The 25,102-nt window shown below is 63.9% G+C and carries 23 protein-coding genes and 1 pseudogene; 10 read left to right on the top strand and 14 right to left on the bottom strand.

What is annotated here, in order from left to right; all coding sequences use genetic code 11:
- Positions 1–166: 166 nt before the first annotated feature.
- The 8 genes and pseudogenes from VB739_RS04870 to VB739_RS04840 all read right to left on the bottom strand — a co-directional run bounded on the left by VB739_RS04870 (position 167) and on the right by VB739_RS04840 (position 9,809).
- Positions 167–1,282 (bottom strand): glycosyltransferase, encoded by a 1,116-nt coding sequence (locus VB739_RS04870; RefSeq protein ID WP_323355986.1) that lies wholly within the window; start codon positions 1,280–1,282, stop codon positions 167–169.
- 2 nt (positions 1,283–1,284) lie between these two features.
- Positions 1,285–1,995, bottom strand: a complete 711-nt coding sequence (locus VB739_RS16665; protein WP_416233301.1) for a class I SAM-dependent methyltransferase — start codon at positions 1,993–1,995, stop codon at positions 1,285–1,287.
- Between the two features lie 1,194 nt (positions 1,996–3,189).
- Entirely contained in the window at positions 3,190–4,656 is a 1,467-nt protein-coding gene (locus tag VB739_RS04865; protein WP_323355985.1) for a transposase family protein, read from the bottom strand.
- A 594-nt stretch (positions 4,657–5,250) separates the two neighbouring features.
- Complete coding sequence (locus tag VB739_RS04860) at positions 5,251–6,078, bottom strand: sulfotransferase (protein ID WP_323355984.1); 828 nt, start codon at positions 6,076–6,078, stop codon at positions 5,251–5,253.
- Between the two features lie 533 nt (positions 6,079–6,611).
- Complete coding sequence (locus VB739_RS04855; RefSeq protein WP_323355983.1) at positions 6,612–7,532, bottom strand: class I SAM-dependent methyltransferase; 921 nt, start codon at positions 7,530–7,532, stop codon at positions 6,612–6,614.
- Positions 7,533–7,892: 360 nt separating this feature from the next.
- Positions 7,893–8,201, bottom strand: a complete 309-nt coding sequence (locus VB739_RS04850; protein ID WP_323355982.1) for a GDP-mannose 4,6-dehydratase — start codon at positions 8,199–8,201, stop codon at positions 7,893–7,895.
- Between the two features lie 43 nt (positions 8,202–8,244).
- Positions 8,245–8,361 (bottom strand): annotated as a pseudogene (locus tag VB739_RS04845) (hypothetical protein); the annotation flags it as partial.
- A gap of 131 nt (positions 8,362–8,492) precedes the next feature.
- The gene (locus VB739_RS04840) at positions 8,493–9,809 is read right to left on the bottom strand and encodes a gluconeogenesis factor YvcK family protein (protein WP_323356004.1); all 1,317 of its coding nucleotides are present in this window, start codon (positions 9,807–9,809) and stop codon (positions 8,493–8,495) included.
- 272 nt (positions 9,810–10,081) lie between these two features.
- Between VB739_RS04840 and VB739_RS04835 the strand changes: the two genes are divergently transcribed.
- Together VB739_RS04835 and VB739_RS04830 are read left to right on the top strand one after the other, a co-directional pair.
- Entirely contained in the window at positions 10,082–10,840 is a 759-nt protein-coding gene (locus VB739_RS04835) for an ABC transporter ATP-binding protein (RefSeq protein ID WP_323356003.1), read from the top strand.
- Between the two features lie 4 nt (positions 10,841–10,844).
- On the top strand, positions 10,845–11,867 hold the full coding sequence (locus VB739_RS04830) for an MlaD family protein (RefSeq protein ID WP_323355981.1): 1,023 nt from the start codon (positions 10,845–10,847) through the stop codon (positions 11,865–11,867).
- Here the strand turns inward: VB739_RS04830 and bchD are convergent.
- Positions 11,854–13,968 carry a magnesium chelatase ATPase subunit D gene (gene bchD / locus VB739_RS04825; protein ID WP_323355980.1) on the bottom strand — a complete coding sequence of 705 codons (2,115 nt, stop codon included), beginning with the start codon at positions 13,966–13,968 and terminating at the stop codon, positions 11,854–11,856. The two genes, VB739_RS04830 and bchD, sit on opposite strands and share 14 nt — an antisense overlap.
- 68 nt (positions 13,969–14,036) lie before the next feature.
- Here bchD and folK point away from each other — a divergent pair, with 68 nt between their 5' ends.
- Genes folK through VB739_RS04810 form a run of 3 tightly spaced genes read left to right on the top strand, consistent with a single transcriptional unit; the run spans position 14,037 to position 16,737 of the window.
- Positions 14,037–14,642 carry a 2-amino-4-hydroxy-6-hydroxymethyldihydropteridine diphosphokinase gene (folK, locus tag VB739_RS04820; protein WP_323355979.1) on the top strand — a complete coding sequence of 202 codons (606 nt, stop codon included), beginning with the start codon at positions 14,037–14,039 and terminating at the stop codon, positions 14,640–14,642.
- 53 nt (positions 14,643–14,695) lie between these two features.
- The gene (locus VB739_RS04815; protein ID WP_323355978.1) at positions 14,696–15,256 is read left to right on the top strand and encodes an NUDIX hydrolase; all 561 of its coding nucleotides are present in this window, start codon (positions 14,696–14,698) and stop codon (positions 15,254–15,256) included.
- Positions 15,256–16,737: an FAD-binding domain-containing protein gene (locus tag VB739_RS04810; protein WP_323355977.1), complete on the top strand. Its 1,482-nt coding sequence runs from the start codon at positions 15,256–15,258 to the stop codon at positions 16,735–16,737. The genes VB739_RS04815 and VB739_RS04810 overlap by 1 nt, the downstream gene beginning before the upstream one ends.
- A 12-nt stretch (positions 16,738–16,749) precedes the next feature.
- Here the strand turns inward: VB739_RS04810 and VB739_RS04805 are convergent, their stop codons facing one another.
- Both VB739_RS04805 and VB739_RS04800 read right to left on the bottom strand, forming a co-directional pair.
- Positions 16,750–17,952 carry a DegT/DnrJ/EryC1/StrS family aminotransferase gene (locus tag VB739_RS04805; RefSeq protein WP_323355976.1) on the bottom strand — a complete coding sequence of 401 codons (1,203 nt, stop codon included), beginning with the start codon at positions 17,950–17,952 and terminating at the stop codon, positions 16,750–16,752.
- 53 nt (positions 17,953–18,005) lie between these two features.
- Complete coding sequence (locus VB739_RS04800) at positions 18,006–18,569, bottom strand: thioredoxin family protein (protein ID WP_323355975.1); 564 nt, start codon at positions 18,567–18,569, stop codon at positions 18,006–18,008.
- A 138-nt stretch (positions 18,570–18,707) separates the two neighbouring features.
- On the opposite strand from VB739_RS04800, the gene VB739_RS04795 reads away from it, so the two are divergent.
- Positions 18,708–19,238 carry a hypothetical protein gene (locus VB739_RS04795; RefSeq protein ID WP_323355974.1) on the top strand — a complete coding sequence of 177 codons (531 nt, stop codon included), beginning with the start codon at positions 18,708–18,710 and terminating at the stop codon, positions 19,236–19,238.
- Between the two features lie 4 nt (positions 19,239–19,242).
- Here VB739_RS04795 and VB739_RS04790 read toward each other — a convergent pair whose 3' ends face one another.
- Positions 19,243–19,971, bottom strand: a complete 729-nt coding sequence (locus VB739_RS04790; RefSeq protein ID WP_323355973.1) for a 4'-phosphopantetheinyl transferase family protein — start codon at positions 19,969–19,971, stop codon at positions 19,243–19,245.
- Positions 19,972–19,999: 28 nt separating this feature from the next.
- On the opposite strand from VB739_RS04790, the gene fabI reads away from it, so the two are divergent.
- Positions 20,000–20,782, top strand: a complete 783-nt coding sequence (fabI, locus tag VB739_RS04785) for an enoyl-ACP reductase FabI (RefSeq protein ID WP_323355972.1) — start codon at positions 20,000–20,002, stop codon at positions 20,780–20,782.
- A gap of 22 nt (positions 20,783–20,804) precedes the next feature.
- Here the strand turns inward: fabI and VB739_RS04780 are convergent, their stop codons facing one another.
- Together VB739_RS04780 and VB739_RS04775 are read right to left on the bottom strand one after the other, a co-directional pair.
- A complete protein-coding gene (locus VB739_RS04780) occupies positions 20,805–21,761 on the bottom strand; it encodes a hypothetical protein (protein ID WP_323355971.1) in 957 nt (318 codons plus the stop codon).
- A 190-nt stretch (positions 21,762–21,951) separates the two neighbouring features.
- Entirely contained in the window at positions 21,952–22,554 is a 603-nt protein-coding gene (locus VB739_RS04775) for a carbonic anhydrase (RefSeq protein ID WP_323355970.1), read from the bottom strand.
- Positions 22,555–22,648: 94 nt separating this feature from the next.
- Between VB739_RS04775 and hisB the strand changes: the two genes are divergently transcribed.
- From hisB to VB739_RS04760, 3 genes are all read left to right on the top strand, one after another.
- The gene (gene hisB, locus VB739_RS04770; protein ID WP_323355969.1) at positions 22,649–23,338 is read left to right on the top strand and encodes an imidazoleglycerol-phosphate dehydratase HisB; all 690 of its coding nucleotides are present in this window, start codon (positions 22,649–22,651) and stop codon (positions 23,336–23,338) included.
- 24 nt (positions 23,339–23,362) lie between these two features.
- The gene (locus VB739_RS04765) at positions 23,363–23,521 is read left to right on the top strand and encodes a hypothetical protein (RefSeq protein WP_323355968.1); all 159 of its coding nucleotides are present in this window, start codon (positions 23,363–23,365) and stop codon (positions 23,519–23,521) included.
- An 86-nt stretch (positions 23,522–23,607) separates the two neighbouring features.
- A complete protein-coding gene (locus VB739_RS04760; RefSeq protein WP_323355967.1) occupies positions 23,608–25,089 on the top strand; it encodes a carotenoid oxygenase family protein in 1,482 nt (493 codons plus the stop codon).
- Positions 25,090–25,102: the final 13 nt, after the last annotated feature.

The following is a 25,102-nucleotide window of genomic DNA, read 5'->3' as shown; positions in this document are numbered from 1 at the left end:
CGTCTCATATCAGCCCACTGGTTCGCAGAAATCTCGGCCAGACGGCCTCCTGGAACAACGCATTGTTCATATCCTTATGGCCTCTTGGGGTTAGAAAGGAGAATGCCAAAACCCTTCTGAGTGAAGGGGCCATCGGGTAAAGCTGTTAGGAGTACTGGTATTCAGCTTAGGTCGAGGCTCTAACTATAATCTCAGCAAGATTTGCAATGTGGCTTTCTAGTGTAAAGCGAGGAAGTGCTCTTTCCCTTGCGGCTTTGCCAAGACTGCCAGCTAGTAGGGGATCTTTGAGTAGCGTTAGCATTGCTTCTGCCATTTCTTCCCAATCTCCCTCTTCCACGAGGTATCCCGTCTTCCCATCTTCAACAACGTCTGGGATTCCTGCGTGTCTTGTTGAGACCACTGGAAGACCTGCTAACTGGGCTTCAATAATCCCTACGGGTGTGCCTTCTGCATCACCATTGGAAGCATGTAATGAATGTTGAACAAATCCGCGTACTTGCCGCATTTTCTCCCTGACTCGATCTGGGGTGAGCACACCTAGAAATTCAACATTAGAACTTATCGATAAAGCATGAGTGAATTGTCTGGCTGCTTCCAAAAGTGGTCCATCGCCGGCCATCCACAACTTTGCATTTGGGAACTTTCTAACCACTAACGAGAAGCTCAAAATTGTAAGCATCGGGGATTTCTTTTCAACAAACCGTCCAACCGAAAGCAATATTTGATCCGAATGAGAGGGAAAGGATCCTGAAAAGAAAATCTGGTCGGCGCCGTAGGTGTTGACCACTATCTTCTCAATGGGTGCACCAAGCTCCACGAGGCTATTGAACATTTGATTTGAAACGACCACTATTGCCTTAGCGATTCTGAACATGTCCTCATATCCTTTTCTATATTCTTGGATCATATCTTTGTTGGATGCATCAGCGCCATGAAAATGCACGACAAGTGGAATCCGTGCTTGCTCGCTTTCGTGACACATCATCGCTCCAATTGGGCCAAACTCGGCTAAAATTGCAGATGGGCGATTCTTTTGAAGCCAGTCCGCAACATCACCGCGTTGAGTCATTTGGGCTTTTGGTCGATTTAGCAGAAAGTCCTTGAGCTTTGCTGCTATAGTCTTTGACTTTGCGATCTGCTTTCCATACGCATCCTCAAAGCCCCGTTCGTTGTGAAATACCGTCAATATATCAAACGGTAAATTGTTTATATGTGCCCGTATAAATGTTTCGGAGTATGCTTGGCGATTGGTGGTAAAAATTGCGATCTTTAATCTTTGCATGGTTATTTCTTCCTGAGTAATGCCGTTAGGCCTGTGATCATTGGGCCTGAGCTGTACTCAGCTCTCTCTGCACCGTTGTCTAGTATAACAAGAAGCAGGTAGATAGGGAAGGCTGCATACGATAGCAATGTCCGAAGTAGTCCATTCATCTTCCTTCTGCGTATCCACAGGCCAATCATCTGGGCTAGAGATGCATCCCAGTCTCCAAGAGATCGCATAGATGCTATCTCAAAGCCAGCATTGACTGCTAGCCTTTCTAGACTGAATGGAGTGTACCGATACTCATCACAAGGAGTATCGTGAAGAGGCCACAAAAAGGGCACAGTAACCAAGCAGAACCCATCTCGCCTTAGCACTCGATTGGCCTCGTCAAGGATTTCAGATGGATTGCTGCAGTGCTCTAGTACTTCAGTAAGTAGGATGGAATCGACTGAGTCGTCGCTTAATGGTATTTTGCTATTCTCCCACACTATATCGGGGTTATTCTTGTAGAGGGGATTATTTAATGAATCAAGCCCAATATAAATTCTTGCCTTTCCTGCGGGTGCTTCTAGTATCGCGCGATAAGGAGAGGTCCCGCAGCCAATGTCGAGGAGCGTGCCACAAAGAAGTGGCCTCGCTTCAAGAATCGCCTGCAGAATGCGTTTCCGAACAAGGTATCGATCTAAATTTGATGGGATTAAGGGTGGTCTTGTAAATTGGTTTTGATCCATTCCCTGACTATCTGTGAACCTCTTTTGAATTTTAGCACTTCGGATCTTCAATAGCTTCATTTCAACACTGGCCTTGAATGCATGGCCGCAACCTTTGAAGCGGGTCCAAGGTCAGCCGGTTGTGACGCTGTCTTTGTACATGGAGGCCTACCTCACTGAGGAAAACATACGTTGGCTTGGAGCAGTCGTAATGGCCTTATTGATTTCCTTTTCTGCTTGGTATACGTCAGCAGTACGCGTTTGTTCGTCGTTGATTCATGGCGGACATCGATCCTGTCGCCCGACCTCCATACTGCTACTTGCGAAGAGCTGTCTTGAGTCTGAGTACCCCATTCCGTGCCAAAGCGATGGCTTTTGCTCCGACTAAGGTTAAAAACCCACTCATCTCACAAGTGCTGTTATCTGCGCCCTCGGTATTTGTTCCACTACTTGGGCACTACATATGCTGATGCGGCTCTTGATGCTCGAGCCAATCGCCATCTAATGTGTTAAAGATGTCTTTGGCTTGCATTTGCCAGTCAACTGCTTGATCCGATTGAGCAGTCTGTACAAGAAACCCAATCGCTACGTGTTGAATGGCAAGTAGCCTTGAAGCGTTGAGCACATCGCGTTATGCAGGAAAAAGACAACTCTTCAGAACTTAAACAGGACATCTGAGGGATTAAGCAATTTCCAGAAGTGGTGAATTCGAAAGAAGACTATCCTTGACGAAGCGGAGGCCGTGGAGGGAGAAACCCCCCCGACTATGCGAAAAGGAAGCACGGTGCAGCGGCAGTCCGAATCCGTCGGGACTATCTAGGTCTCCCAGAACAGGACGTAAGGGATCTCTTCTTCAAGCCCGCCACCAGGATCTGGAAGCCCAAAGGGAGCCCCATGTCCTGGGAGCGATGGGATGCCTTACGCCAGCTGGCCATCGCCCATGAAACGCTCTGGATCCTGGCCCACGGGGAGGCAATGGGCTCCTTGGCACGGACTCTCGGAAAGGGCATCGAGGTCCAGACCCCGAGAGGGGGGAGGCCGCAGTCAGGGCCCACAGGCTCCTGAAGGAAAACGCCTAGTCCACTCGACAGAGTAGCTGGAAGCGAGGAGGACAGGTTCGGCCTGGCCCCATAGGACGCCTCACCGACCGCAAGGCCATCTGTCCCGTGTCAATCAGGTTGATGGGCGCTTTGCATCAATAACTTGTTACCTGTTTTAATTGACGCCTGGTAACACTGCTTCCCTTGTTCCTGGCTTGGTTTCAGGCCGTTCGGATGCACTAGCTACACACTTTTCCACCCTTGCCAAGCGCCAATCTCTGATTCGCCGCTGCAGCGTGCGTTTGTGTTGGGGCCCATAGCGCTGGGGATCCAGATCAATCAGCCTGTCCAGGAGCTCCTGGCTGCCCACATCTGGTTCTGCTGTCAGCCAATGGGGGATCAGCTCAGCATGGGCCTCAAAGGGATCCACCCGGCTGCGGCGGCCCTGCCGCGGTTTGAGCTTTTTCTGTAGAGGCCTGCTCTGGCGCCACAGCGCCTGTAACCCCTGCAGAAACCCCTCCAGCTCTCGCTTTTCTTGCTCAGGGGTCCGCCAGCTCAGCGGCTCGCCCGCCATGGCACTGGTGTGTTGGCCGCTGATCAACAGGGCCAGCCGGCTCTGGCAGCTCCGAATCGTGGCCAACAGCACCACGGGGTCACACCGCTTTCTCAGCTCTTTGAGGTCCTGGGCTTCCTGATCGCTGAGCACTCCGGTGCGCAGCAGCTGTTGCAGCGGCGTTCGCGGCGGGTGGTGCAGCCGCTTGATCCGGCCTCCTTCCCGCACGCTGCTTTTGAGCTTGAACGATGGCTGAAACAGGTTCGTGAATAGCCGCAGAGCCGCGTAGAGCTCCCCCAGCAGCTGGGCCGCCTCCAGGCCCACCAAGCGCTCGTAGCCGACCACCCGGCGGATCAGCACCCCGTTCTTCTGTTCCACCCAGGCCTGATCGTTGCTCTGATACGCCCGCGAGCGGGTGAGCTCGATCCCCTGCTCCGGTGCATCGCACCACTGCTCCATCAGGGCATTCATGAAGGCTGGATCGTTATCCGCATCGATCCCGCGCAAGGGGAAGGGAAGGTGCTGACGCAACCGCTGGAGTGCCGCCAACACCGAGGCCCCATCCCGCGTGATCACCGGCAGGCTCTCGCTCCAGCCGGTGGCGATGTCGGTGGCCACCAGAGTCCAGATGAACCGTCCTTCCAACCGCCCGCCGCAATGGGCCACCAGGTCGATCTCCAGCCAGCCGGGATCCTTGTGCTCATCCCAGCCTTTGAACGTGCGCACCTGCACCCGACGGCGTACACCGCTGTAGGCACGGGGAGGGCGGCGCCATCCATTGCCCCCGCTACTTTTGCGGACTGGAGCCAGCAGCCGGTCAATCGTGGCGCTGCTCATCGTCAACACCCGCGCCCGGACGCCCGGCTCCAGCTGCACGTGGCCGTGGTGCTCCAGCGATTCCACCAACTGCGGCAGCAGGGCATGGAGGCGCTTGCCGCACAGCCGATCACTGGCCTCCCACAGTGGCACCAAAGCCTCCACCACCTCGGGGCCGTAGCGGCGGCGGTGCTGCCCGCGCAGGCTGGTCTGCCGCTCGTCGGGCCGCTGGTTTAACCGGCGCAGCAGGGATTTGCGGTGATAACCGGTCAAGGCTTGCAGCTCATCCAGCAGCCGCTGTTTTCCTACCCGGCTGAGGCTCCGGTAACGGGCTGTTGCCGCGCTGATCGCCAGCGCCATCCGCTCTCTTTCTTTGAGAGAGGCCGGTCGGCCTGGCCTCACGCCTTGCGCGTCGCCCCGTGCCGGTGCCACAGGCGGTTGCTACTTCTGATGCAACAACCCTAGCGGGGTAACAGCTTTTAAGATGCAATGCGCCCCTCAACCAGATTGTCGCCGGACAGCCATCCGCCGGCCAAAGATGCTAGGCAGGCCCCGTCCGCTCCTCCCACTGCTCCAGCTCCGTCGCCCGCTGATACGTCCGAAGCGGTCAGCTGCGCCTGGCCATGGCCGCAACCTGCTGCCATCGAAGCGTTGTGATCAGGTGAGCGCCCATCACCCCACCGCCTGCCGCCGCCGAGCCTGATCCAGCAGAGCGCATAGGTCGCGAGCACCGACCGATCAGAAGTCTGGGCTGGTGGAAGTCATGCCAAGTTTGAGCGGTTCACTTGCCGACCTCTGAACGCATACTCTGCCGCTAAGGAGCGCAGCGGAACAGCGGTCAGGTGCAGCGCCTCGTTAGCTGACATATCACTTTCCCACCAACATCCATTTAGTAAGATCCTTCTTCATCAGCTTCTGTAGCTCATTGATCTCTAATTCCAGCATGTTTACAATCATTTCCTTCAGCTCAGAGCTCAGAACTGGCTTCGTTGAGAAGGCACGACTGGAATTGTCAGTTATCTTGCCCCAGAGACGCGGCAGAAACTTTTGGATTGCTTTCAGTGGTATTGAAGGTGAATCGAACTTGTGATGCATTTTATATCCTCCAATAGATTTGTTTTTCTGCAGCTGCTCGTTATCAGCAAATTGGTTGACATTTATCGAAAGAAACTCTGAAATCTCTTCTAGAACCGTTTGCCTCTGACAGACTAGGTCATTGAAATCAACTATTAATACCCTGTTGCGGCCAAATACCTTAATATAAGGAGATATCTGCGTGTAGTACCTCGTCAAATCTATGTATAGCCGATCCTTGATCAGCGCCTCCTCAAGACTTAAATCTGTATACCCCCTCTCGTAGTGATGCATATAACCTGACACTATTCTATCAATTGGCGATCTCACAATGTAAATGAACTTCATATGTGGGTTGTAATCAAAGATGTCATCCCAAATACGGAGATTCATCAACGGGTAGAATGTGTAAGATGTAGATGCTTCAAAGTACAGAGCATCTTTTGTTTCTTTATAAAGCTCATTATATTGAGGTAATTCGTTCTTCCAGTCACTCGACCTGGAAAAGAAATGGGGTTCCTTGCTCCGGGCCCCAACAATAAGGGGATGACTGTTGAGTATTTGAAACAATGTGGTCGTGCCGCATTTCTGGGCACCCACGATCATAAAATCAACTTTCATAATTCCTCCAACTAACACTTGCCATCACCCGGCCGCAGAGAGTTTGGTTAACGCTCCTTCGAGTGGTGCAACTCAGACGGTCCTGTGACCCTTTCTTGAGGGTGAAAAGGAGCAGTCAGGAGATGACTGCCTGGAAGCTGATTGCGCAGCACCATCCGTCCACTATGGTCCCTGATCGCTCGCTGTGCAACTCTGCCACCGAGGAGACTTGTGTAGATCTGGGGCGGAGCTGTTGCGACCCAGCGGATGGCTGCAGGAACTGACGGTGCTGGATCAGCCAAATCAGCATCGGCGAGTTCCAGCCGCTCCGGGATCTTGGCCATCGTGACCTCGGAGGGCAGCAATTGTGTTACAAAAGCCTTCAATTCTAGCAGATTCGTGTTCGTCAATGGTGTCTTCTCTGGCGGAGGTACAACCTATATCTTGCAAATCAATATGCTCAGAATAAATTGTGCGGACGTAAGTAGTAATTCCCAGTGCAGTGCTTATCGCTCTACATCCTCTACCTAATCTCGCGATTTCCTTTGGGAATATTATGGCTTCTGGAAGATCGCGAGAATGGTATGCCCTACTCTTGGATTTGATGTCGTTTGACCGATCAGCTGATTCGCGGCTTGCCAGCCATGCGATAGCGCCCTTGAGGCTAAGTGGGTGAAAAGATTTGGCTTTCTGTCGTTTGTATGCACTCCAAGGTTGTGTGGCTGGGAGTATATTCCAACTATCCGAAGGGAAAGTATTTTCCCAATTCGCTGGAAAACTCTGCGGTTAAAGTGATTTAAGTGATGAGGCGGCAGATCAAATGCATCCCGCATCATAGCATGATCAGGATATTCATGGTTTGGTGTGCTGATAATAATCTTTCCTCCGGGTTTGACTACGTCGACACAGTCAGAAAGAAATTGATAAGGGTCGCATACATGTTCAAGGACTTGAAAGCTGCATACTGCATCAATTGAATGAGGGTTGTGGCTTCTAAAATCTTGAAGTGTCTGCTGAAGAACCTGGCTTTTTGTCTCTTTATTGTGAATTGCGTCCTTGTTGAGTTCCAGCCCTACTCCGTTCACGCCGAGTGGCTCTAGTGACCTAAGAAAGTAACCTCGTCCACAGCCGATCTCAAGTATTGATTCTGCCTGTGAATGTATGATCTGGTTTCTAGCTTGGTGATATTCCCACCTCTCCTCTTTGTAGTACGACGGCCATTTCTTACTGATCTCAGCATAGAATGCTTCGTCGCCTGATATTTCTTTGGGCCTCCAAAAAAGCATGCCAGTCTTTCTGCACTTATACTGGGAGATGTAAGCCAGCCCATCTAAATACTGACTAACATCTAGTTCGCACTTTTGCTTGTACATGTCTTCTAGCGCTCGGACAGGAAGCTGCTGAACTAATTTGGCATGGCCTCCAAATGGGCTATCTTCAATTGCGCTGCCGCTTTGTTTTGTATGGAATTTCATCTTGAGGAACGGTGGTTGATGGATTATGGATGCTTGGTTTGATTCTGGGGGGATTTGACGAGGCTCATAGCTTGTCTCCCATTGGTCCTTCTTGGGGGTGGCTCTCAGAGCGAACCAACAGGGCTCTGACTTGCTGGTACCTTTCTTGATCGGGCCGGCCGCTCAGTTGCCACCTGAGACGCAATGAAAAGCTAGTCCTGCGGAGAAGCCTTTGGCTAGATATTCAGCAGTGTGCTGAACTTGCCGCCAACCCGAGCCCTCGTTCAATGGCTCTCTTCGATTGGTCGATTGAATGGACTATTCGCGCAGCCTCCTAACTGATTCGGGCGTTGCTGCCCGCCACCGCAGCAGCCTTCCATGTCACGCATCCATGGAGCGGGTGGGAGGCTGTGGTGACTCATGGTTGGCCAGGATCCCCGTACAGGCGAACAGGCCGTAGGCCTCCCGGTAGTTCGCTACTTGCCAAAATGCCGTCGCTTTGGCTATGGCGTTTTGGCTGCGTGGTCGGAACGGTGTCTCCTCGGAGGCTGGTGTGCGGCTGGTGTCGCTGAAACATTCCGAGCTGCCCGCATTGAACAGCCGCACCGGCGCGCCCAGACACCGGATCACCTCCAGCAGGTTCAGGGTGCCGCCGGCGATCGACTCCATGCACTCCCACAGGCTGTTCAAACGACAACCCCACGCTGGTCTGCCTGGCCAGGTTGTAGATCTCGTACGGTTCCACGCCGCTGACCACCTTCAGCACGCTGCGATAATCGTTTGGTGCCAGCGAGCGAATCTCCACGGCATCGGCCATCCCTAAGCGCTCCAGCCGGCTGGTATTCGCCATCTGGGCATCGCGGCTGGTACCAACCACCCTGTAACCCTACCCAGGAGCAGGTGGCTCAGATAGGCGCCGTCCTGTCCGGTGACGCCGAGGATCAAGGTGTTGCGGCTCATCGTTGGTTGCTCATCGGATGTTCAATCCCTCCGGTGCTTCCGGAAATAGCGAATCACTTCCTTGGCCACGCTGCGCGGCTCGTGCCTAAGGGTGGCACTCGGCCGGGCCCCCTGCAGCGGCGCCAGGATCACCTCATAGCCTTGCTCCTCCAGGATTGAGGCTTCGCAGGTGACCGGTTCGGCGCCGTGGAGCTTGTAGAGGTCCACCAGGCTGGAATCGACCAGGTCCTCCTGGGCCAGCACGGCGCTGAAGAGGCGCTGCTCCACCCCCAGGCTGGCCAGTTGGGCTTCGATGGCCCGTAGGTGGCCGCCCACGTCCAGGCCATCGGTCTCGCCGGGCTGGGTCATCAGGTTGCAGATGTACAGCCGCGGCGCCTTGCTGGTGCTGATGGCGCTCACCAGTTCCGGCACCAGCAGATTCGGCAGCAGGGAGGTGTAGAGGCTCCCCGGTCCCAGCACGATCAGATCGGCATTGGCGATGGCCTCCAGGGCCCTGGGCAGGGCCGGCGGTCGCTCCGGCGTGCAGCCGAGGCGCACGATCGGGCAGGGGGCATGGCCGATCTGGGATTCCCCCTCGATCCGGTCGCCGTTCTCCAGTTCGGCCCAGAGGCGAACGTCGGCGTTGGTGGCGGGCACCACCTGGCCCTGCACCGCCAGCACGCGGCTGCTGGCGATGATCGCCGATTCCAGGCTGCCGGTGATCGCCGTCAGGGCGCTGAGGAACAGATTGCCGAAGCTGTGGCCTTCCAGGCCGCTGCCGGCTTTGAAGCGGTACTGGAACAGCCGGGTGAGCAGGGGCTCCTCCCGGGCCAGGGCCGCCAGGCAGTTGCGGATGTCGCCGGGGGGCTGCACGCCCAGCTCCCGCCGCAGCACGCCGCTGCTGCCCCCGTCGTCGGCCACCGTGACGATGGCGGTGAGGTTGCTGCTGTAGCGCTTCAGACCGCTCAGCAGGGTCGCCAGGCCCGTGCCGCCGCCGATCGCCACGATGTTGGGGCCGCGGTTCAGCCGTCGCTGGGCCAGCAGGGCGTCCACCAGCAGGGTGTCTTTCTCCGGGGCCAGGGCCTGCTGGATGGCGCCGAAGCTGCGGCTCTGGCCCAGCCAGACCATGGCGGCGCCGATCAGCAGCACGAGTGGGCCGGTGATCCCCCTGGGCATCACCTGGGTGAGGCGATTCAGGCCCCAGCGAATCGTCTCCAGGGTCCAGTAGATCGGCTGCAGGTCGGCCCAGACGGCTGCCCCCAGCAGGGCGATCACCAGCCCCAGGCCCGAGGTGATCATCCAGCGCTTCACCACCAGCCCCGGCTGCAGCCAGCGGGCCGCCCGCCGCGAGCGGCTCATCAGATCCTGCTGGCGCAGGTCGCCGCGGCCCACCCAGCGGGGGCGCCCGGGGCGGGAGCCGCCTCGGCGCCGCCGGGCGTTTGCAGCGGGGCCTCGAACCGTCAAGGGCAGGGCGTGGCGACGCGGCACAGACCAACCGAACTGTACGGATGAAAAGCCCCTCCGTAACCGGCAGGATGGGTGTCCGGTCCCCAGGGCCTGTGCGCGACGCTTCCTTGGTCCTCAGCCCTTCCCCGCATACGGCCGTACCTTCCGCCGCTCCGGTGGCCGAGATGGAGAACCTCAGCATGCGCTGGGGATCTAACATCGTGCTCGACGACATCGATCTCCGCCTGCAGGCCGGTGAACGGCTCGTGGTGGTGGGCCCATCTGGCTCCGGCAAGTCCACCCTGCTGCGGCTGCTGGCGGGGCTGCAACTGCCCACCTCGGGACGGCTGCGGATCCACGGCGAACCCCAGACCTACCTGCGCCTGGATCAGCGTCACCCCCCCGATGTGCGTCTGGTGTTCCAGAACCCCGCCCTGCTGGCGTCGCTCTCCGTGAAGGAGAACGTGGGTTTCCTGCTCTACCGCTTCAGCCGACTGAGCGAGCAGGAGATCGCTGAGCGGGTGGACATGGCCCTGCAGGCCGTGGGGCTGGCGGGTATCGAGGAACAGATGCCCGGGGAGCTCAGCGGCGGCATGCAGAAACGGGTCAGCTTCGCCCGCGCCCTGATCGAAGACCCCACCGCACCGCAGTCCCTCACCCCCTTGCTGCTGTTCGATGAGCCCACGGCCGGGCTCGATCCCGTGGCCTGTACCCGCATCGAGGATCTGATCGTGCGCACCTCGGAACTGGTGCAGGCGTCCTCCCTGGTGGTGAGTCATGTGATGAGCACGATTGACCGCTGCGCCGAGCGGGTGGCCCTCCTCTACGACGGCCGTTTCCGCTGGATCGGTGCGGTCGAGGACTTCCGCGTCAGCACCAATCCCTATGTGGTGCAGTTTCGGAGCGGTAGTCTGCAGGGACCGATGCAGCCGGCTGAGAACTGAGCCCATGCGCCGGAGTGTCCGTGAAGCCCTGGTTGGATTTTCCCTGCTGGCGGCCGTGGCCAGTGGGCTGGGCCTGTGGTTCTGGTTGCGTGGCGTCTCCCTGAGAGGCAACACCTGGACGATCCGAGCCAGCTTCGCCGATGCCGCCGGTCTGGCCGAGCGTTCGCCGGTGACCTTCCGGGGGGTGTTGGTGGGCAACGTGAGCCGGGTCACGGTCACCGACGCGGCCGTGATTGCCGATCTGGAGATCACCGACCCGCGCCTGCGACTGGCCCGGCCCCTGGTGGCCAGGGTCGGCAATGCCTCCCTGCTCGGCGGCGACGCCCAGGTGGCGCTGCTGGCCGGCGGACCCCCGCTGCCGGCCAGCCTGCCAGGGCCCCGGGAGCGGGCCTGCAACAACACCCGCATGGTGTGCAACGGCGGCAAGGTGAATGGCATCGCGGCGGCCAGCCTCGATACGGTCACCGAAACGGTGCAGGGCCTGCTCGACCAGGCCGAAAAGGAACAGCTGGTTCAGCAGATGGTGGCGGCCACCGCTGCCTTTTCCAAGACCGCCAAGGAGACCGAGTTGCTCACCAAGAGCGGCCAGGTGTTCCTGCGGGATGCCCAGGCACTGGTCACCCAGCTGAACCGCTCGGCGGGCAAAGTGGATCCGATTCTCAGCAACCTCAACCTGGCCAGCGCCGATGCCGCCAGGGCCACCAAGCACGTCGGCAACCTGGCCGCAGCGCTCGACAACCCCAAGACCGTGGCCGATCTTCAGGCCACCCTCACCAACGCCAAGCAGCTCACCGACCGCTGGTCGGCCGTCGGCGGGGACGTGAACAAGCTCACCGGCGATCCGAAGTTCCTTGACGGCATCCGCAGCGTCTCGATCGGTCTGGGCAAGTTCTTCGAGGAGCTCTATCCCGCCCAGGTGGAGAGCGCCCGCGACCGGCAGTCACGGCAGGAGGCGCGCCAGCAGGAGGTGAAGGCCGCCCGCCAGGCCGCCCAGGACCGGCTCGCCCCCAGCGTCAGAAACCGTTGATCGCTTCCAGGGCGATGGCGGCGATGGCCTGATCGCTCGCCTTGGGCAGCTGCACGTAGCGGCCGCCGGCGGCCTCGGCCAGCTCCTTGCCCATGCCGCTGCCGATGAACTTGCGCTCGGTGTCGATCACCAGCAGCCGCAGCCCCAGGCTGCGGTAGCGGCTGGCCACCTGCCGCAGTTCCTCCTTGAGATCCACCGGTTCCTCCCCCTCCAGCGCCGGTTGGCCCAGGGAGCGGCTCAGGGGCACGTTGCCGCGGCCGTCGGTGATGGCCACCACCACCACCTGGCCCAGGTCGCCGGTGGCCAGGGCGTTCGCCCCCACCCGGGCCGCCTGGGCCAGGCCATGGCCCAGGGGTGAGCCGCCGCCACAGGGCATCGACTCCAGCCGCCGGCGGGCGGCGGTGATCGAGCGGGTGGGCGGCAGCAGCACTTCGGCCTGTTCGCCGCGGAAGGTGATCAGGGCCACCTCGTCCCGGTTCTCGTAGGCCTCGGTGAGCAGGCGGATCACGGCCCCCTTGGCGCTCTGCATGCGGTTCAGGGCCATCGAGCCGCTGGCATCCACCAGGAAGATCACCAGGGCGCCGGCCTTGCGCTGCAGTTGCTTGGCCCGCAGGTCCCCCTCCTCCACGATCACCCTGCGGTGGGGCTCCCGGGCGCGGCGGGCCTTCTGGTACGGCGCCGCGGCCCGCAGGGTGGCGTCAATGGCGATGCGGCGCACGGGACCGCGGGGCAGCATCGGCTTGACGTAGCGGCCGCGGCTGTCGCTGAACACCACGGCCCGGCTGCCGCTGCCGCCGCTCTTGGCCTTCGCCGAGGCGAACACCAGCAGGTCGGGGTCGATGGCGGTGGCCTCCGGATCCAGCAGAAACTCCTCGGGGATCTGGGGCGGAGCCTGGTCCTCCGGGCTGTCGTCCTGGTCGTCGTCGTCCTGATCGTCTGGTTCTTCAGGCTCCTGTTCCTCCTCCTGGGGCGGCTCCGGGTCCTCCGGAGGCTGCTCCCCCTGGGGCGGTGGCGGCGGCGGCGGCTCCATGGGCTGGTCCGGATCCGGGGGCGGCAGCTGCAGGGCCCGCGGGGCGATCACCAGCCGCACCGCCACCAGCAGGTCGTCCGCCTCCACCCGGTCGCGGCCGGAGAGGGCCGCATGGGCCCGGGCCACCCGCACCGCATAGAGCTCGGCCCGGTGCCCCTCCACCCCCCCGCGGATCGCTTCGGTGACCAGGTAGCGGATCTGCTCGCGATCAATAGCCACGTCCGGCAGCCACTGGCGGGCCAGCAGCAGCTGGGTGGCCAGGGCTTCGGTTTCCTCCTGCCAGCGGGCGCTGAAGGCGGTGCTGGAGGCGCCGTGGTCGAGGGCCGAGCGGGTGATCGCCACCCGCTGGTCGGTGTCGAGCAGCTGGTTGGCCGACAGGGCAATGGCGAAGCGATCCAGCAGGTGGTCGCGCACCGCCCCCTCCTCCGGGTTGTAGGTGGCGATCAGCAGGCAGCGGCAGGGGTGCGACAGGCTCAGCCCTTCCCGCTCGATGCGGTTCTCGCCGGAGCCCACCGCCGCCAGCAGCAGGTTGGTGATGCCGTCGTCCAGCAGGTTGAGTTCATCGACGTAGAGCACCCCGCGGTGGGCCTCCGCCAGCAGCCCCGGCTGGAACACCGCCGCCCCGGCATTCAGGGAGGCGGTCACGTCCACCGAGCCGATCAGCCGGTCCTCGGTGACCCCCAGGGGCACCTGGATGAACGGCGCCGGCATCACCCGGGTGGGCAGCAGGACGCCGGGATCGGCGCCGCTGGCATCGCCGCCCAGTTCGGTGATGCGGCGTCGGGTGGCCGCATCCCATTCATCGGGCCGGGTGGGATCGGCCTGCAGCAGTCCCGGGCCGTCCGCCAGATCGATCACATCGATCGGTGGCAGCAGGGCATGGAGACCCCTGGCCAGCACCGATTTGCCGGTGCCCCGCCCACCGGCGATCACCACGCCGCCCAGGCCGGGATCCACCGCCGCCAGCAGCAGGGCCAGCTTCAGGGTGCCGTGGCCGGTGATCGCGGCCAGCGGGAAGCTGCCGGTGGGGGAGGCACCGGCGGGCGCGGCAGGGGACCCGCTGACGACCATGGAGCAGTGGCTGGGTGGGTGGCCAGTCTCGCCGACCGAGTGCCTGCGGGCGATGCGAGGCTGCGCCGATGCCATGCGCGCCAACCGCCCCCCTGCGCTCCAGCCTGGCCATCGCCCTGGGGGCCAATCTGGGCGATCCTGCCGCCAGCTTCGCGGCGGTGCGGCCCCTGCTGGCGGCGGAGCTGGAGGCCTGGGCCGGAGTGCCGCTGCAGCTGTGCTGGTCGCCACGGTTCCGCACGGCGCCGGTGGGGGGGCCGCCAGGGCAGCCGCCCTACCTCAATGCCGTCCTGCTGGCGCGGCCTGGGGCCGGTGCGGCGTTGGACGCGGCCTGGCCCGAACCGGCGGCGCTGCTGGGGCGCCTGCAGCAGCTTGAAACCCGGTTCGGCCGGGAGCGGCGCGAGCACTGGGGCCCCCGCCGCCTCGACCTCGACCTGCTCTGGTGCGGCGCCAACACCTGCTGCCGCCCGGAGCTGGTGTTGCCCCATCCGCGCCTGGAGGAGCGGGCGTTCGTGCTGGCCCCACTGGCGGCGATCGATCCGGACCTGCTGCTGCCCGCAGCGGCCGCCGGCCTGCCCGTTTCTGCCACCGAGGCTCTGGCCGCCTTGCCGCTGGTGCCTGGGGAGCTGGAGCCCCTGGCTCTGGCCGGCGGTCCGGGCTGGCCCGAGGGCCCCTGAACCGCGATCCCTGGCCCCCGCCCGTCACACTGGGGGCCCGAACAGCCCGCTCCATGGCTCCCCTGCCGCCCCCTGAGCCCTGCATCCACCTGGAGACCACCGCCGCCCTGCAGGCCAGGAAGGTGCGTTTCGAGCTGAACCGGGTGGTGCTGCCGATCGGCATCGAGGGCACCTACGGCGTGATCCGCCATCCGGGCGCCTCCCTGGCGGTGCCGGTGCTTGAGGACGGCCGGGTGGTGATCCTGCGCCAGTACCGCTTCGCCGTGGCCGGCCGTTTGCTGGAGTTCCCGGCCGGAACCCTGGAGGAGGGGGAGCAGCCCCTGGGTTCCATGCGGCGGGAGCTGGAGGAGGAGACCGGCTACAGCGCCAGCCGCTGGGATCCCCTGGGGGCCATGCACCCCTGCCCCGGCTACTCCGACGAGGTGATCCACCTCTTCCTGGCCCGCGATCTCACCCTGCTGCAGGACCGCCCCCCCGGCGACGACGACGAGGACATGGAGGTGCTGCTGCTGGAGCCCACACAGCTGGATGCGCTCCTGGCCAGTGGCGATGAGGCCCTGGACGGCAAAACCGTGACGGCCTGGTACCGCGCCCGTCAGCTGCTCGCACTCTGATGGCCCCGGAGCGCTGGCTGTTCTGGCATCGCCGCGACCTGCGCCTGGCCGACAACCTGGGACTGGCGGCAGCGGCGGCCGCCACCCCGGCGGTCACCGGTGTGTTTGTGCTCGATGCGGCGATCCTCTCAGATCCGCTGATGGCGCCGGCCCGGGTCTGGTTTCTGTGCCAGAGCCTGCGGGAACTGGCGGATCGCTGGCGGGCGGCAGGGAGCCGGCTGTTGATCCTGCGGGGCGAGCCGGCCGACCTGATCCCCCGGGCGGCCCGGGCGGTGGGTGCCAGCGTGGTGGCCTGGAACCGTGAGGTGGAGCCCTACGGCCGGGAGCGCGACCGACAGGTGGCGGCCGCGTTGCGGAGCCAGGGCTCCCGGGTGCTGGTGGACTGGGACCAGCTGTTGGTGGACCCGGAGGCGATCAGCACCGGAGCCGGGGAGCCGTACCGGGTCTATGGGCCGTTCCTGCGCAACTGGCGCGGCCAGGTGGAGGGGCGCGCCGACAGCCTGGAGCCGGTGGACGCCCCCACGGGCCTGCTGGATCTTGATCCCGCCGCCTTGCCGGCGGAGAGCGCCCCTCTCTGGGCCGCCCTGCCCAGGCTGGAAGCGCCGCCCACGGCCGAGGAGCTGGGGTTCCGTTTCGCCGGTGCCGATCTGTGCCCCTGCCGTCCTGGCGAGGCGGCCGCCCTGGCGCAGCTGCAGGCCTTCGCCGACGGCGGGGTGAACGGAGGTCCCCTGGCCGCCTATGAGCCGGGCCGTAATTTCCCTGGTGAGGCCGGCACGTCCGGGCTGTCCGCCGCCCTCAGTTTCGGCAGCCTCAGCCCCCGCCAGGCCTGGGCCGCCGCCCAGGGGGCCCGGGCCCTCGCCCGCAGTGAGGAAGCCCTTGGCTCCATCGGCGTCTGGGAACAGGAACTGGCCTGGCGCGAGTTCTACCAGCAGGCCCTGTTCCATTTCCCCGAGCTGGCCGATGGTCCCTACCGGTCGCCGTGGCGCCACTTCCCCTGGGACAACGATCCGGCGCGCTTTCAGGCCTGGTGCCAGGGGCTGACCGGGCTGCCGATCATTGATGCCGCCATGCGCCAGCTGAACGAGAGCGGCTGGATGCACAACCGCTGCCGCATGGTGGTGGCGTCCTTTCTGGTGAAGGATCTGATCGTGGACTGGCGCTGGGGCGAGCGGGCCTTCATGGAACGGCTGGTGGATGGCGACCTCGCCGCCAACAACGGCGGCTGGCAGTGGAGCGCCAGCAGCGGCATGGATCCGAAGCCCCTGCGCATCTTCAACCCCTTCACGCAGGCGGCCCGTTTCGATCCGGAGGCCACCTATATCCGCCGCTGGCTGCCGGAGCTGGCCCATGTGGCCACCGCCGACCTGATCAGCGGCGAGATCGCGCCGCTGGAACGGCGTGGTTACCCCGCGCCGATCGTCAGCCACAAGGTTCAGCAGGCCCGCTTCAAGGCCCTGCATGCCGCCCTGCCCCGGGGCTAGGACGCCAAGTCTTCAGGCGACGACCGCTGCGGTCCCTACCAGGCTGCGCACCGCGGCGATGACGCTGTCCTGTTGCTCGACGCTGAGTTCAGGGAAGATCGGCAGGCTGAGCACCTCGGCGCAGAGCCGTTCGGTGATCGGCAGGCTGCCGGGGGCGTAGCCCAGGGAGGCGTAGGCCGGCTGGCGGTGGATCGGAATCGGGTAGTAAATGATCGTTGTCACCCCGGTCTCCTGCAGCTGCTGCTTGAGCCAATCGCGGCAGCAGGCCTCGGGCAGGCCATGGCTGGCGCTGTCGGCGGCGGGGGTGCAGCGCCCGCCGCAGGCGATCGTGGTCGCCGGGCAATGGGGCACCCGCACCACGAACTGATTCCAGCTGTGGCCCTCCGGTCCGGGGGCCGCGGGCAGCAGGCCCGGCAGGTCCGCCAGTTCCCGCTGATAGCGCTCGGCGATGGCCCGCCGCCGTTCCACCCAGCCGGCCAGGTGCGGCAGCTTCACCATCAGCACGGCGGCCTGGATGGCATCGAGGCGGCTGTTGTAGCCGAGGTCGGTGTGCAGGTAGCGGCGGGGCATGCCGTGCACCGCCAGTTCCCGGATCCGCTGGGCCAGCCCCGAGTCGCGGCAGACCACCATGCCGCCGTCGCCGGCCGCCCCGAGGTTCTTGGTGGGGAAGAAGCTGAAGCAGCCGGCGTCGCCCCAGCCGCCCACAGGCCGCCCGGCCCAGCTGGCGCCGCTGGCCTGGGCGCAGTCCTCGATCACCCGCAGGTCGTGGGCGGCAGCGATGGCCATGATCCGCTCCATGTCCACCGGCCGGCCGAACAGGTGCACCGGCATCAGGGCGCGGGTGGCGGGGGTGATGGCGGCGCCGATCGCGTCCGGATCGATCAGGTAGGTGTCCGGATCCACGTCCACGAACACCGGCGTGGCGCCCACGGCGCTGATCGCTTCAGCCGTGGCGAAGAAGCTGAAGGAACTGGTGATCACCTCGTCACCGGGCCCGAGGCCCAGGGCCCGCAGGGCCAGCACCAGGGCGTCGGTGCCGCTGTTGCAGCCGATGGCGTGCGGGACGCCGCAGGCGTCGGCGAAGGCGGCCTCGAAGCCGCTGATGGTGGTCCCCCCGATGTACTGCCCGCTGCGCAAGACCGCCAGGACGGCGTGATCGAGCGCGTCTCCCAGCTGGTGCAGTTGCTCGCTGAGACTGAAGGGGGGCACTTGCATGGCGGCAACATTAAACCTGCGGATCCGACCCATGCCGGCCGCTCTGCGCCGGTTCAGCTGTGGTGCCATTTGATGTTGCAGCCGATGGCCGGCCGCTGCGGTTCCGGCACCGGTCGCCCTTCCAGCACGGCCTCCAGGGCAGCCCGCAGATCCCTTCCATCGCAGCCGATTCCGCCGCCCGGACGGCTGTCATCCAGTTGCCCTCGGTAGGCAAGCCGGTGCGTGGCATCGAAGAGGAAGGGGTCGGGAGTGCAGGCCGCCTGGAAGGCCCGGGCCACGTCCTGGGCGGGGTCCTGCAGGTAGGGGAAGGTCCAACGACAAGCCTCGGCCTGGGCCGCCATCCCGGCCGGGCCGTCCTGGGGATGGCTGACGGTGCTGTTGCTGCAGATGCCGATCAGGCTCGCCCGGCCGTTCAGATCGTTCTGCAGCCGGGTGAGTTCCTCCTCCACATGCTTCACGAACGGGCAGTGGGGGCAGAGGAACAGCACCAGGACGGGCTTCCCATCCAGGGCGGTGGCCGAAAGGGGGCCGCCCGTGACCGGCCGCAGGCCGGCCTGCATGACGGCGACCGGCAGCGGTGTGCCCAGGGGCAGCATGGTGGAGGCGGTGAGGACCATGGATCTGCCGCCCTTGCTGCAGAGCGGATGGGGAGGTCGGGTAAGGATCATCGTCGCCATTGCGTTGTCTCCGCTGTGCCGCCCCTCTGCCCGCTGGCACGCCGCAGGCTGGGAAGGTCACTGCTGGGGTCGTCGCTGGTGGCGATCCTGCTGGCCGGCTGCGTGCCGGCCGAGCAACGCCCGAGTGGCCGGGTGTACCCCCTGCCGCGGCACCAGCCGCACGACGGGCTGGCCGTGGTGACGCGGCCCGGCGGCAAGGGCCTGCACATCTGGATCGAGACCGACACCAGCCGTGCCGGCGTCTGCCAACCCCGCTGGCTTCCTGATGCGGCCCGGCTTCAGGGCGGCAACGGGCCGGATCCCACCAGCTTCGGGCTGGCCCCGAGGGAAGAATTCTTCCTGGCCCAGGAGCGGGGGACGGTGCGGCTGGCTCTACGGCGCCAGGCCGAGGGTCTCTGCCACCAGCGGTCCCCCGACAGCGTCTTTGTCTGGGTGCCGCCGCCTCGCACCGAGGCGCAGCACCGGCCCCGGGTGCTGCCCCTGCTCGAGGAGCCCGAACTGCTCAGCGACCCGCGGGCGATCCGGCGGGCCGAAAAGCAGCTCCTGGGCCTGCCCCTCACCCCCGACGACCTGGAGGACAAGGAGGAGTCCCAGCCTGGAGGTTCCTGACGCTTCAGGCCAGGGCCGTGGCGCCCACGTACCCCTCCGGCAGGTTCACGGGCCAGAGATCCGGGTCCTCCCGGGCCCGCCCGTCGGTAGGCGCCCCTGCGAACAGCCCCAGACCCCTGGCCTTGAGGCCCGCCTCCATCCGGCACCAGGCGGCCAGGAAGGCGTCGCTGCGCTGCTCTTCCGGTAAGGCCCGGATCCGTTCCGATTCCTCCGCTGGCAGACAGCGGTTGGCGATGCCCTGCCACTCCGGCACCGGCCGTCGCTGCTCCACATCCACCCCCACCGGCCGCTGGGGGTGAATGCCCACAAGGATCAGATCCCCCGAATGGGACACATTGAACTGGGGGGGGCGGCCTCCCTGCCCCGGCCCCCCGGCCTGCTGGGGGAGCAGCTCCGGCTTGCCATGGGGACCCGCCCCCAGCACCAGGCCGGCGGGATCGCACCTCAGCCAGAAGCCCAGGATCTGCCGCAGCGCCCCTCGACCGAGCAGGAACCGCTCGCCATCCTCCTGACGCCGCAGCAGACGCAGGCGTTGCCTCTCGCCTGGATCCAGCAGATCCCCCAGGGGCCCGACCAGCGCCTGGACCTGCGGCTCGCGTCGATCGAGCAGCAGTAGCAGGGGGGGGGGCGCAGGTCCGGGGCAGGGCCAGGGCGGCAGCGCCAGGCCGCCACCGGGGTCAGGCCAGGCCAGGGGAGCGATCGCCGCGTGTACGGGAGAATCGCCGCATTGCATCCCTTCGCCCTCCGGCGCCCTGCTCCCCATGCTCCTTGATCTGCGCGGCAAGAAGGCCCTCGTCACCGGCATCGCCAACAACCGCTCGATCGCCTGGGGTATCGCCCAGCAGCTGGCCGCGGCGGGCTGCGAACTGGGCATCACCTACCTGCCGGACGAACGGGGCCGCTTCGAGGGCAAGGTGCGCGAACTCACCGCCCCCCTGAACCCCACCCTGTTCGAGCCCCTGGATGTGCAGAACCCGGCCCAGATCGAGGCGCTGTTCCAGCGCGTCTCCCAGCAGTGGGGCTCGCTGGATGTGCTGATCCACTGCCTGGCCTTCGCCGGCAAGGACGAGCTGGTGGGTGATTTCAGCGCCATCAGCCCGGAGGGATTCGCCCGGGCGCTGGAGGTGAGCGCCTATTCCCTGGCGCCCTTGTGCCGCCACGCCAAGCCGCTGTTCAGCCAGGGGGCCAGCGTGATCACGCTGAGCTACCTGGGCGCCGAGCGGGCCATCCCCAACTACAACGTGATGGGGGTGGCCAAGGCGGCCCTGGAAGCCTCGGTGCGCTACCTGGCGGCCGAGCTGGGTCCCGAGCAGCAGGTGCGGGTGAACGCCATCAGCGCCGGCCCGATCCGCACCCTGGCCAGCTCGGCGATCGGTGGCATCCTCGACATGATCCATAACGTTGAGGCCAAGGCCCCCCTGCGCCGCACCGTCACCCAGGACGAGGTGGGCAGCACGGCGGCGTTCCTAGCCAGCCCGCTGGCCAGCGGCATCACCGGCCAGGTGATCTACGTGGATGCGGGGTATTGCATCACGGGGATGTGAGTCACTCTGACCACTGACAGGGTCAACGGCCCACCAGCTTCCGTAGGGACCATCGCAGGAATTCGGTTGTTGAAAGCCTTGATTTCTGAATCAGAAGTTTTCTTTGCAGTTCCGGATCGATGGACAGGAATTCCAAGGCTCGTGCCTGGCGGTTGGAGTAGGCGGCGGGAGTATTCTTGCTGATGGCCAGTCGAACTTTCTCAGTTAACTGGCCGATGGGCAGATCGGCCGACTGACGGGTCAGCTCGTCGAGGATGTCACCAGGCATGCGTGATGACTCCCAGAAGTGCCACACCTTGCTGCGCTGGCAGTCTTTCCAGGACATAGTGATTTGATGGTTGAACGTTTCAGGAAGTTCCTGTTCGTCGAAAGCGGCGAGGGTAATGGCGGCGTTGAAGGACGGCTGATCCTTGTTGTTGGTCCTGTCCCTGTTGTCCTGCCAGAGCGAATGCCACGTCTCAAAGAAGCGCTCCATGGCCGGTGATGAAACGTAGTAAAAAAATCCCGAATTGTAGTAAGTCCGATCCTGGTTCCAGCCGATGTCCACGCTGACTTGAAGCCTGTGTGGATCTTCACTGGCTTCCACGTAAGGTGCGTCTGCCACGGCCCCGAAACCGCTGTTGAAGTGTCTCGGCCAATCAATGGCCCTTCTGACGATGGTATCGGCGTCAATGAAAATCACGGCCCCTTGAATGAAATGACCAACCTGCGTCTTCATCCAGCGACTCCGGAAGACACCTGAACCTGGGGGAGTGTCGATGGCAATGACGGAATCGCTGATTTCAAGCAACTTGTGGTTGCTTGCCGTCAGGGCCTCCATGCTGATGGTGTCGACCACCAGCACGGTGGTGATCTCCGGATTGGAAAGGCCAACGGACAGCATCGAAACAAGGACCATGTCGGCATAGGGATCCCTGCAATTCGTCGTCAGCACATACACAAGCTTTGGAGAGATCGCCGCCGATGTCGGGCTCGTCATGGCTGCCGTCAAGGGGTTGTCTGACATGGGATCCCGAACGGCATCCTCCGCCAAGGGTAGGGGAGGCACTGGGTGGCCCGCTATCGACAGCGCGCCGGCTGAGCGCCCCAGGGGCGATGAAAGTGGCATGCACGCGTGCTGCCGGCAGACGCTGGATGATGGATCCCCAGGATGCTCCGGGGGCGATGATTCACCCCTGCGGCATCGCCATCACGGCGCCCATCCATTCGATGCTGGTGGTGTGCAGGTTGTAGTAAGCCGCTTCCACCTGCAGTCGTCCGGAGCGAAGCCGGTCGGTGAGCATGACGCTGGAATCGACGAGGTTGCGGGCCGCATTGAGGGTGTGGTGGCGGCAGGCCTCTTCCAGGTTGTCTTCGCCGCCGAGGCTGAACAGCTCCATGCGCAACTGGCCCACCACCTGGGCCAGGCTCGGCGTCAGGCTGAGTTCCCGATCGAAGGCCGCCGCCACAGCGCCGCAGGCGGCGTGGCCCAGCACCACGATCACCGGCACCTCCAGGTGGCTGACGGCGTACTCCAACGAGGCAATCGCGGCCACGGTGCTCATCGTGCCGGCGTTGCGCACCACGAACAGATCGCCGAAGCCGGTGTCGAACAGCAGCTCCACCGGCACCCGTGAATCGGCGCAGCCCAGCACGGCCGCTACGGGACTCTGGCCGGCTTCCACCTCCAGCATCCGCAGGCGATCGCTGTGGGGGTGGAGCGAATGGCCGTCGAGAAAGCGCTGGTGCCCGGCGCGCAGCTGGTCGAGGACGGCACCGGGACAGGTCGGCATACGGCCCACACCACCATCCCCGGCGGCCCCGTGCCGTAGCGCTCCACACCATGGGCGCTTCCGGTCGTCAGGGCATGGCTGCGAGGGCTTTGGCATGATTCAGATCAGGCCCATCGCCTTCGCCCGCGTGACCATCAGCTCTTCGCGAACCGGCCCTGCGCGCACCGGCGAGATCCATCGCGTCACCGGCGAGACGGACGTCCACATCGCGCTGGATCTGGATGGCACCGGTCGTTGCCAGGTGGCCACCGGCGTCCCCTTTCTCGACCACATGCTCCACCAGCTCGCCAGCCACGGTCTGCTCGATCTGGAGATCACCGCCAGGGGCGACACCCACATCGACGACCACCACACCAACGAGGACGTGGGCATCGCGCTGGGCCAGGCCCTCGCCCAGGCCCTGGCCGACCGGCGGGGCATCCGGCGGTTCGGCCACTTCCTGGCTCCCCTGGATGAGGCCCTTGTGCAGGTGGCCCTCGACTGCTCCGGCCGGCCCCACCTCAGTTACGACCTGGCCATCCCGGCCCAGCGCATCGGCACCTATGACACCGAACTGGTGCGGGAGTTCTTCGTGGCGGTGGCCAACAACGCCGGCCTCACCCTCCACATCCGCCAACTGGCGGGGGTGAACTCCCACCACATCGTCGAAGCCTGCTTCAAGGCGTTCTCCCGCGCCCTTAACCAGGCGGTGGAGATTGATCCACGCCGCGGCGGCGCCGTGCCCAGCAGCAAGGGGGTGCTGGAGCGGGCCGGTGCGGGAGGCAATCCGGCTGTTGGCGATTAGCATTCGTTGATCCGATCCAGACCCATGCGACCCCTTTTTGCGCTCGTTGCCGGTCTCGCGGCCACCGTCGCCATGGCCGCTCCGGCCCAGGCGGCCGACTGTCTGCCGAGTCAGGTTCAGGAGGCCCCTTGTGCGGCTTCCCAGCCCCCCTGCCCGGCGGTGGAGCTGCCCTGCGAGGCCTGAGGTCGGGACGGCCGCCCACACCTTCACACTCCGTTACGTGATAATCGGACCAGCGCCTGGCGCTGTTCTTTCCGTGGGCTGACCCGATGACCGTTGCTTCCCCTGCTGGCGCGGCTTCGCCTGCCTACGACCGCTCCGACTGGGCCAGTTCCTTCGGCAATGTCAGCGAAGAGCTGACTGAGGCGCCCTTGGTGGCCAGCCGGGGCACCATCCCCGCCGAGTTGTGCGGCACCCTCTACCGCAATGGTCCTGGCCGGCTGGAACGGGGCGGCCATTGGGTCCATCACCCCTTCGATGGCGACGGGATGATCACCGCCCTGCGGTTCAGCGCCGGCGGCGCCCTGCTCACCAACCGCTTCGTGCGCACGGAGGGCTGGTTGGCGGAGGAGAAGGCCGGCACCTATCTGTACCGCGGCGTGTTCGGCACACCCAAGCCTGGTGGGGCCTTGGCCAATGCCTTTGACCTGCGGCTCAAGAACATCGCCAACACCCATGTGGTGAGGCTCGGCGACCAGCTCCTCGCCCTCTGGGAAGCCAGCTCTCCCCATGCGCTGGATCCGCTCAGCCTCGAAACGCGGGGCCTGACCCTGCTGGATGGGGTCCTCAAGTCCGGTGAGGCCTTCAGTGCCCACCCCCGCTTCGACCCCGGCCACCACGGTGCCCCCCGGATGGTGACCTTCGGTGTCAAGGCCGGACCGCGCAGCACGGTGCGTCTGATGGAGTTCGCGGCTGAAGGTTCTGAGGCGGGCACCCTGCTGGCCGACTCCAGCCACAGCTTCCCTGGCTTCGCCTTCCTGCACGACTTTGCCATCACTCCCAACTGGGCGGTGTTCCTGCAGAACGCGATTGATTTCAACCCCCTCCCCTATGTGCTCGGCCGTAAAGGGGCCGCCCAGTGTCTGAAGTCCCGCGCCGGCGCCAGGGGCCAGTTCTGGTTGATTCCCCGCCAGGACGGGGCCTTCGCCGGCCAGGAGCCACGGGTCCTGGAAGCTCCCGAGGGATTCGTGTTCCACCACCTCAATGCCTGGGAAGACGGTGATGCTGTGGTGGTTGACAGCATCTATTACGCCGATTTCCCTTCCATCGGCCCCGACCAGGACTACAGAGAAGTGGATTTCGATCGCATCCCGGAGGGGTTGCTGGAGCGTTGCCGATTGGATCTCGTCAGTGGCACGGTGACCGCCACGCGGCTGAGTGAGCGCACCTGCGAATTTGCCATGGTCGCCCCGGCTCGGGTGGGGCTCGAGAGCCGCTACGCCTGGATGGCGGTGGCCGAGAGGGAGAGGGGCAACGATCCGCTCCAGGCTCTGATGAAGCTCGATCTCCAGGGTGGGGAAACGCGGGTCTGGAGCGCGGCGCCAAGGGGCTTCGTCAGTGAGCCGATCATGGTGCCGCGGCCCGGAGCGACCGCCGAGGATGACGGCTGGGTGCTGGGCCTGTTCTGGAACGGAGCTCGCAGCGCCAGCGATCTGGTGGTGCTGGATGCCGCCACCATGGAGGAGCAGGCGCTGGTGGAGCTGCCCCTGGCGATTCCCCACGGTCTGCATGGCAGCTGGGTGGCGGCCTGAGTCAGCCCTGCGC

Origin of the sequence: Cyanobium gracile UHCC 0281, from assembly GCF_034931305.1 — a bacterium.
Lineage (GTDB): Bacteria > Cyanobacteriota > Cyanobacteriia > PCC-6307 > Cyanobiaceae > Cyanobium > Cyanobium gracile_A.
This window is presented reverse-complemented; position numbering and strand designations above follow the sequence as displayed.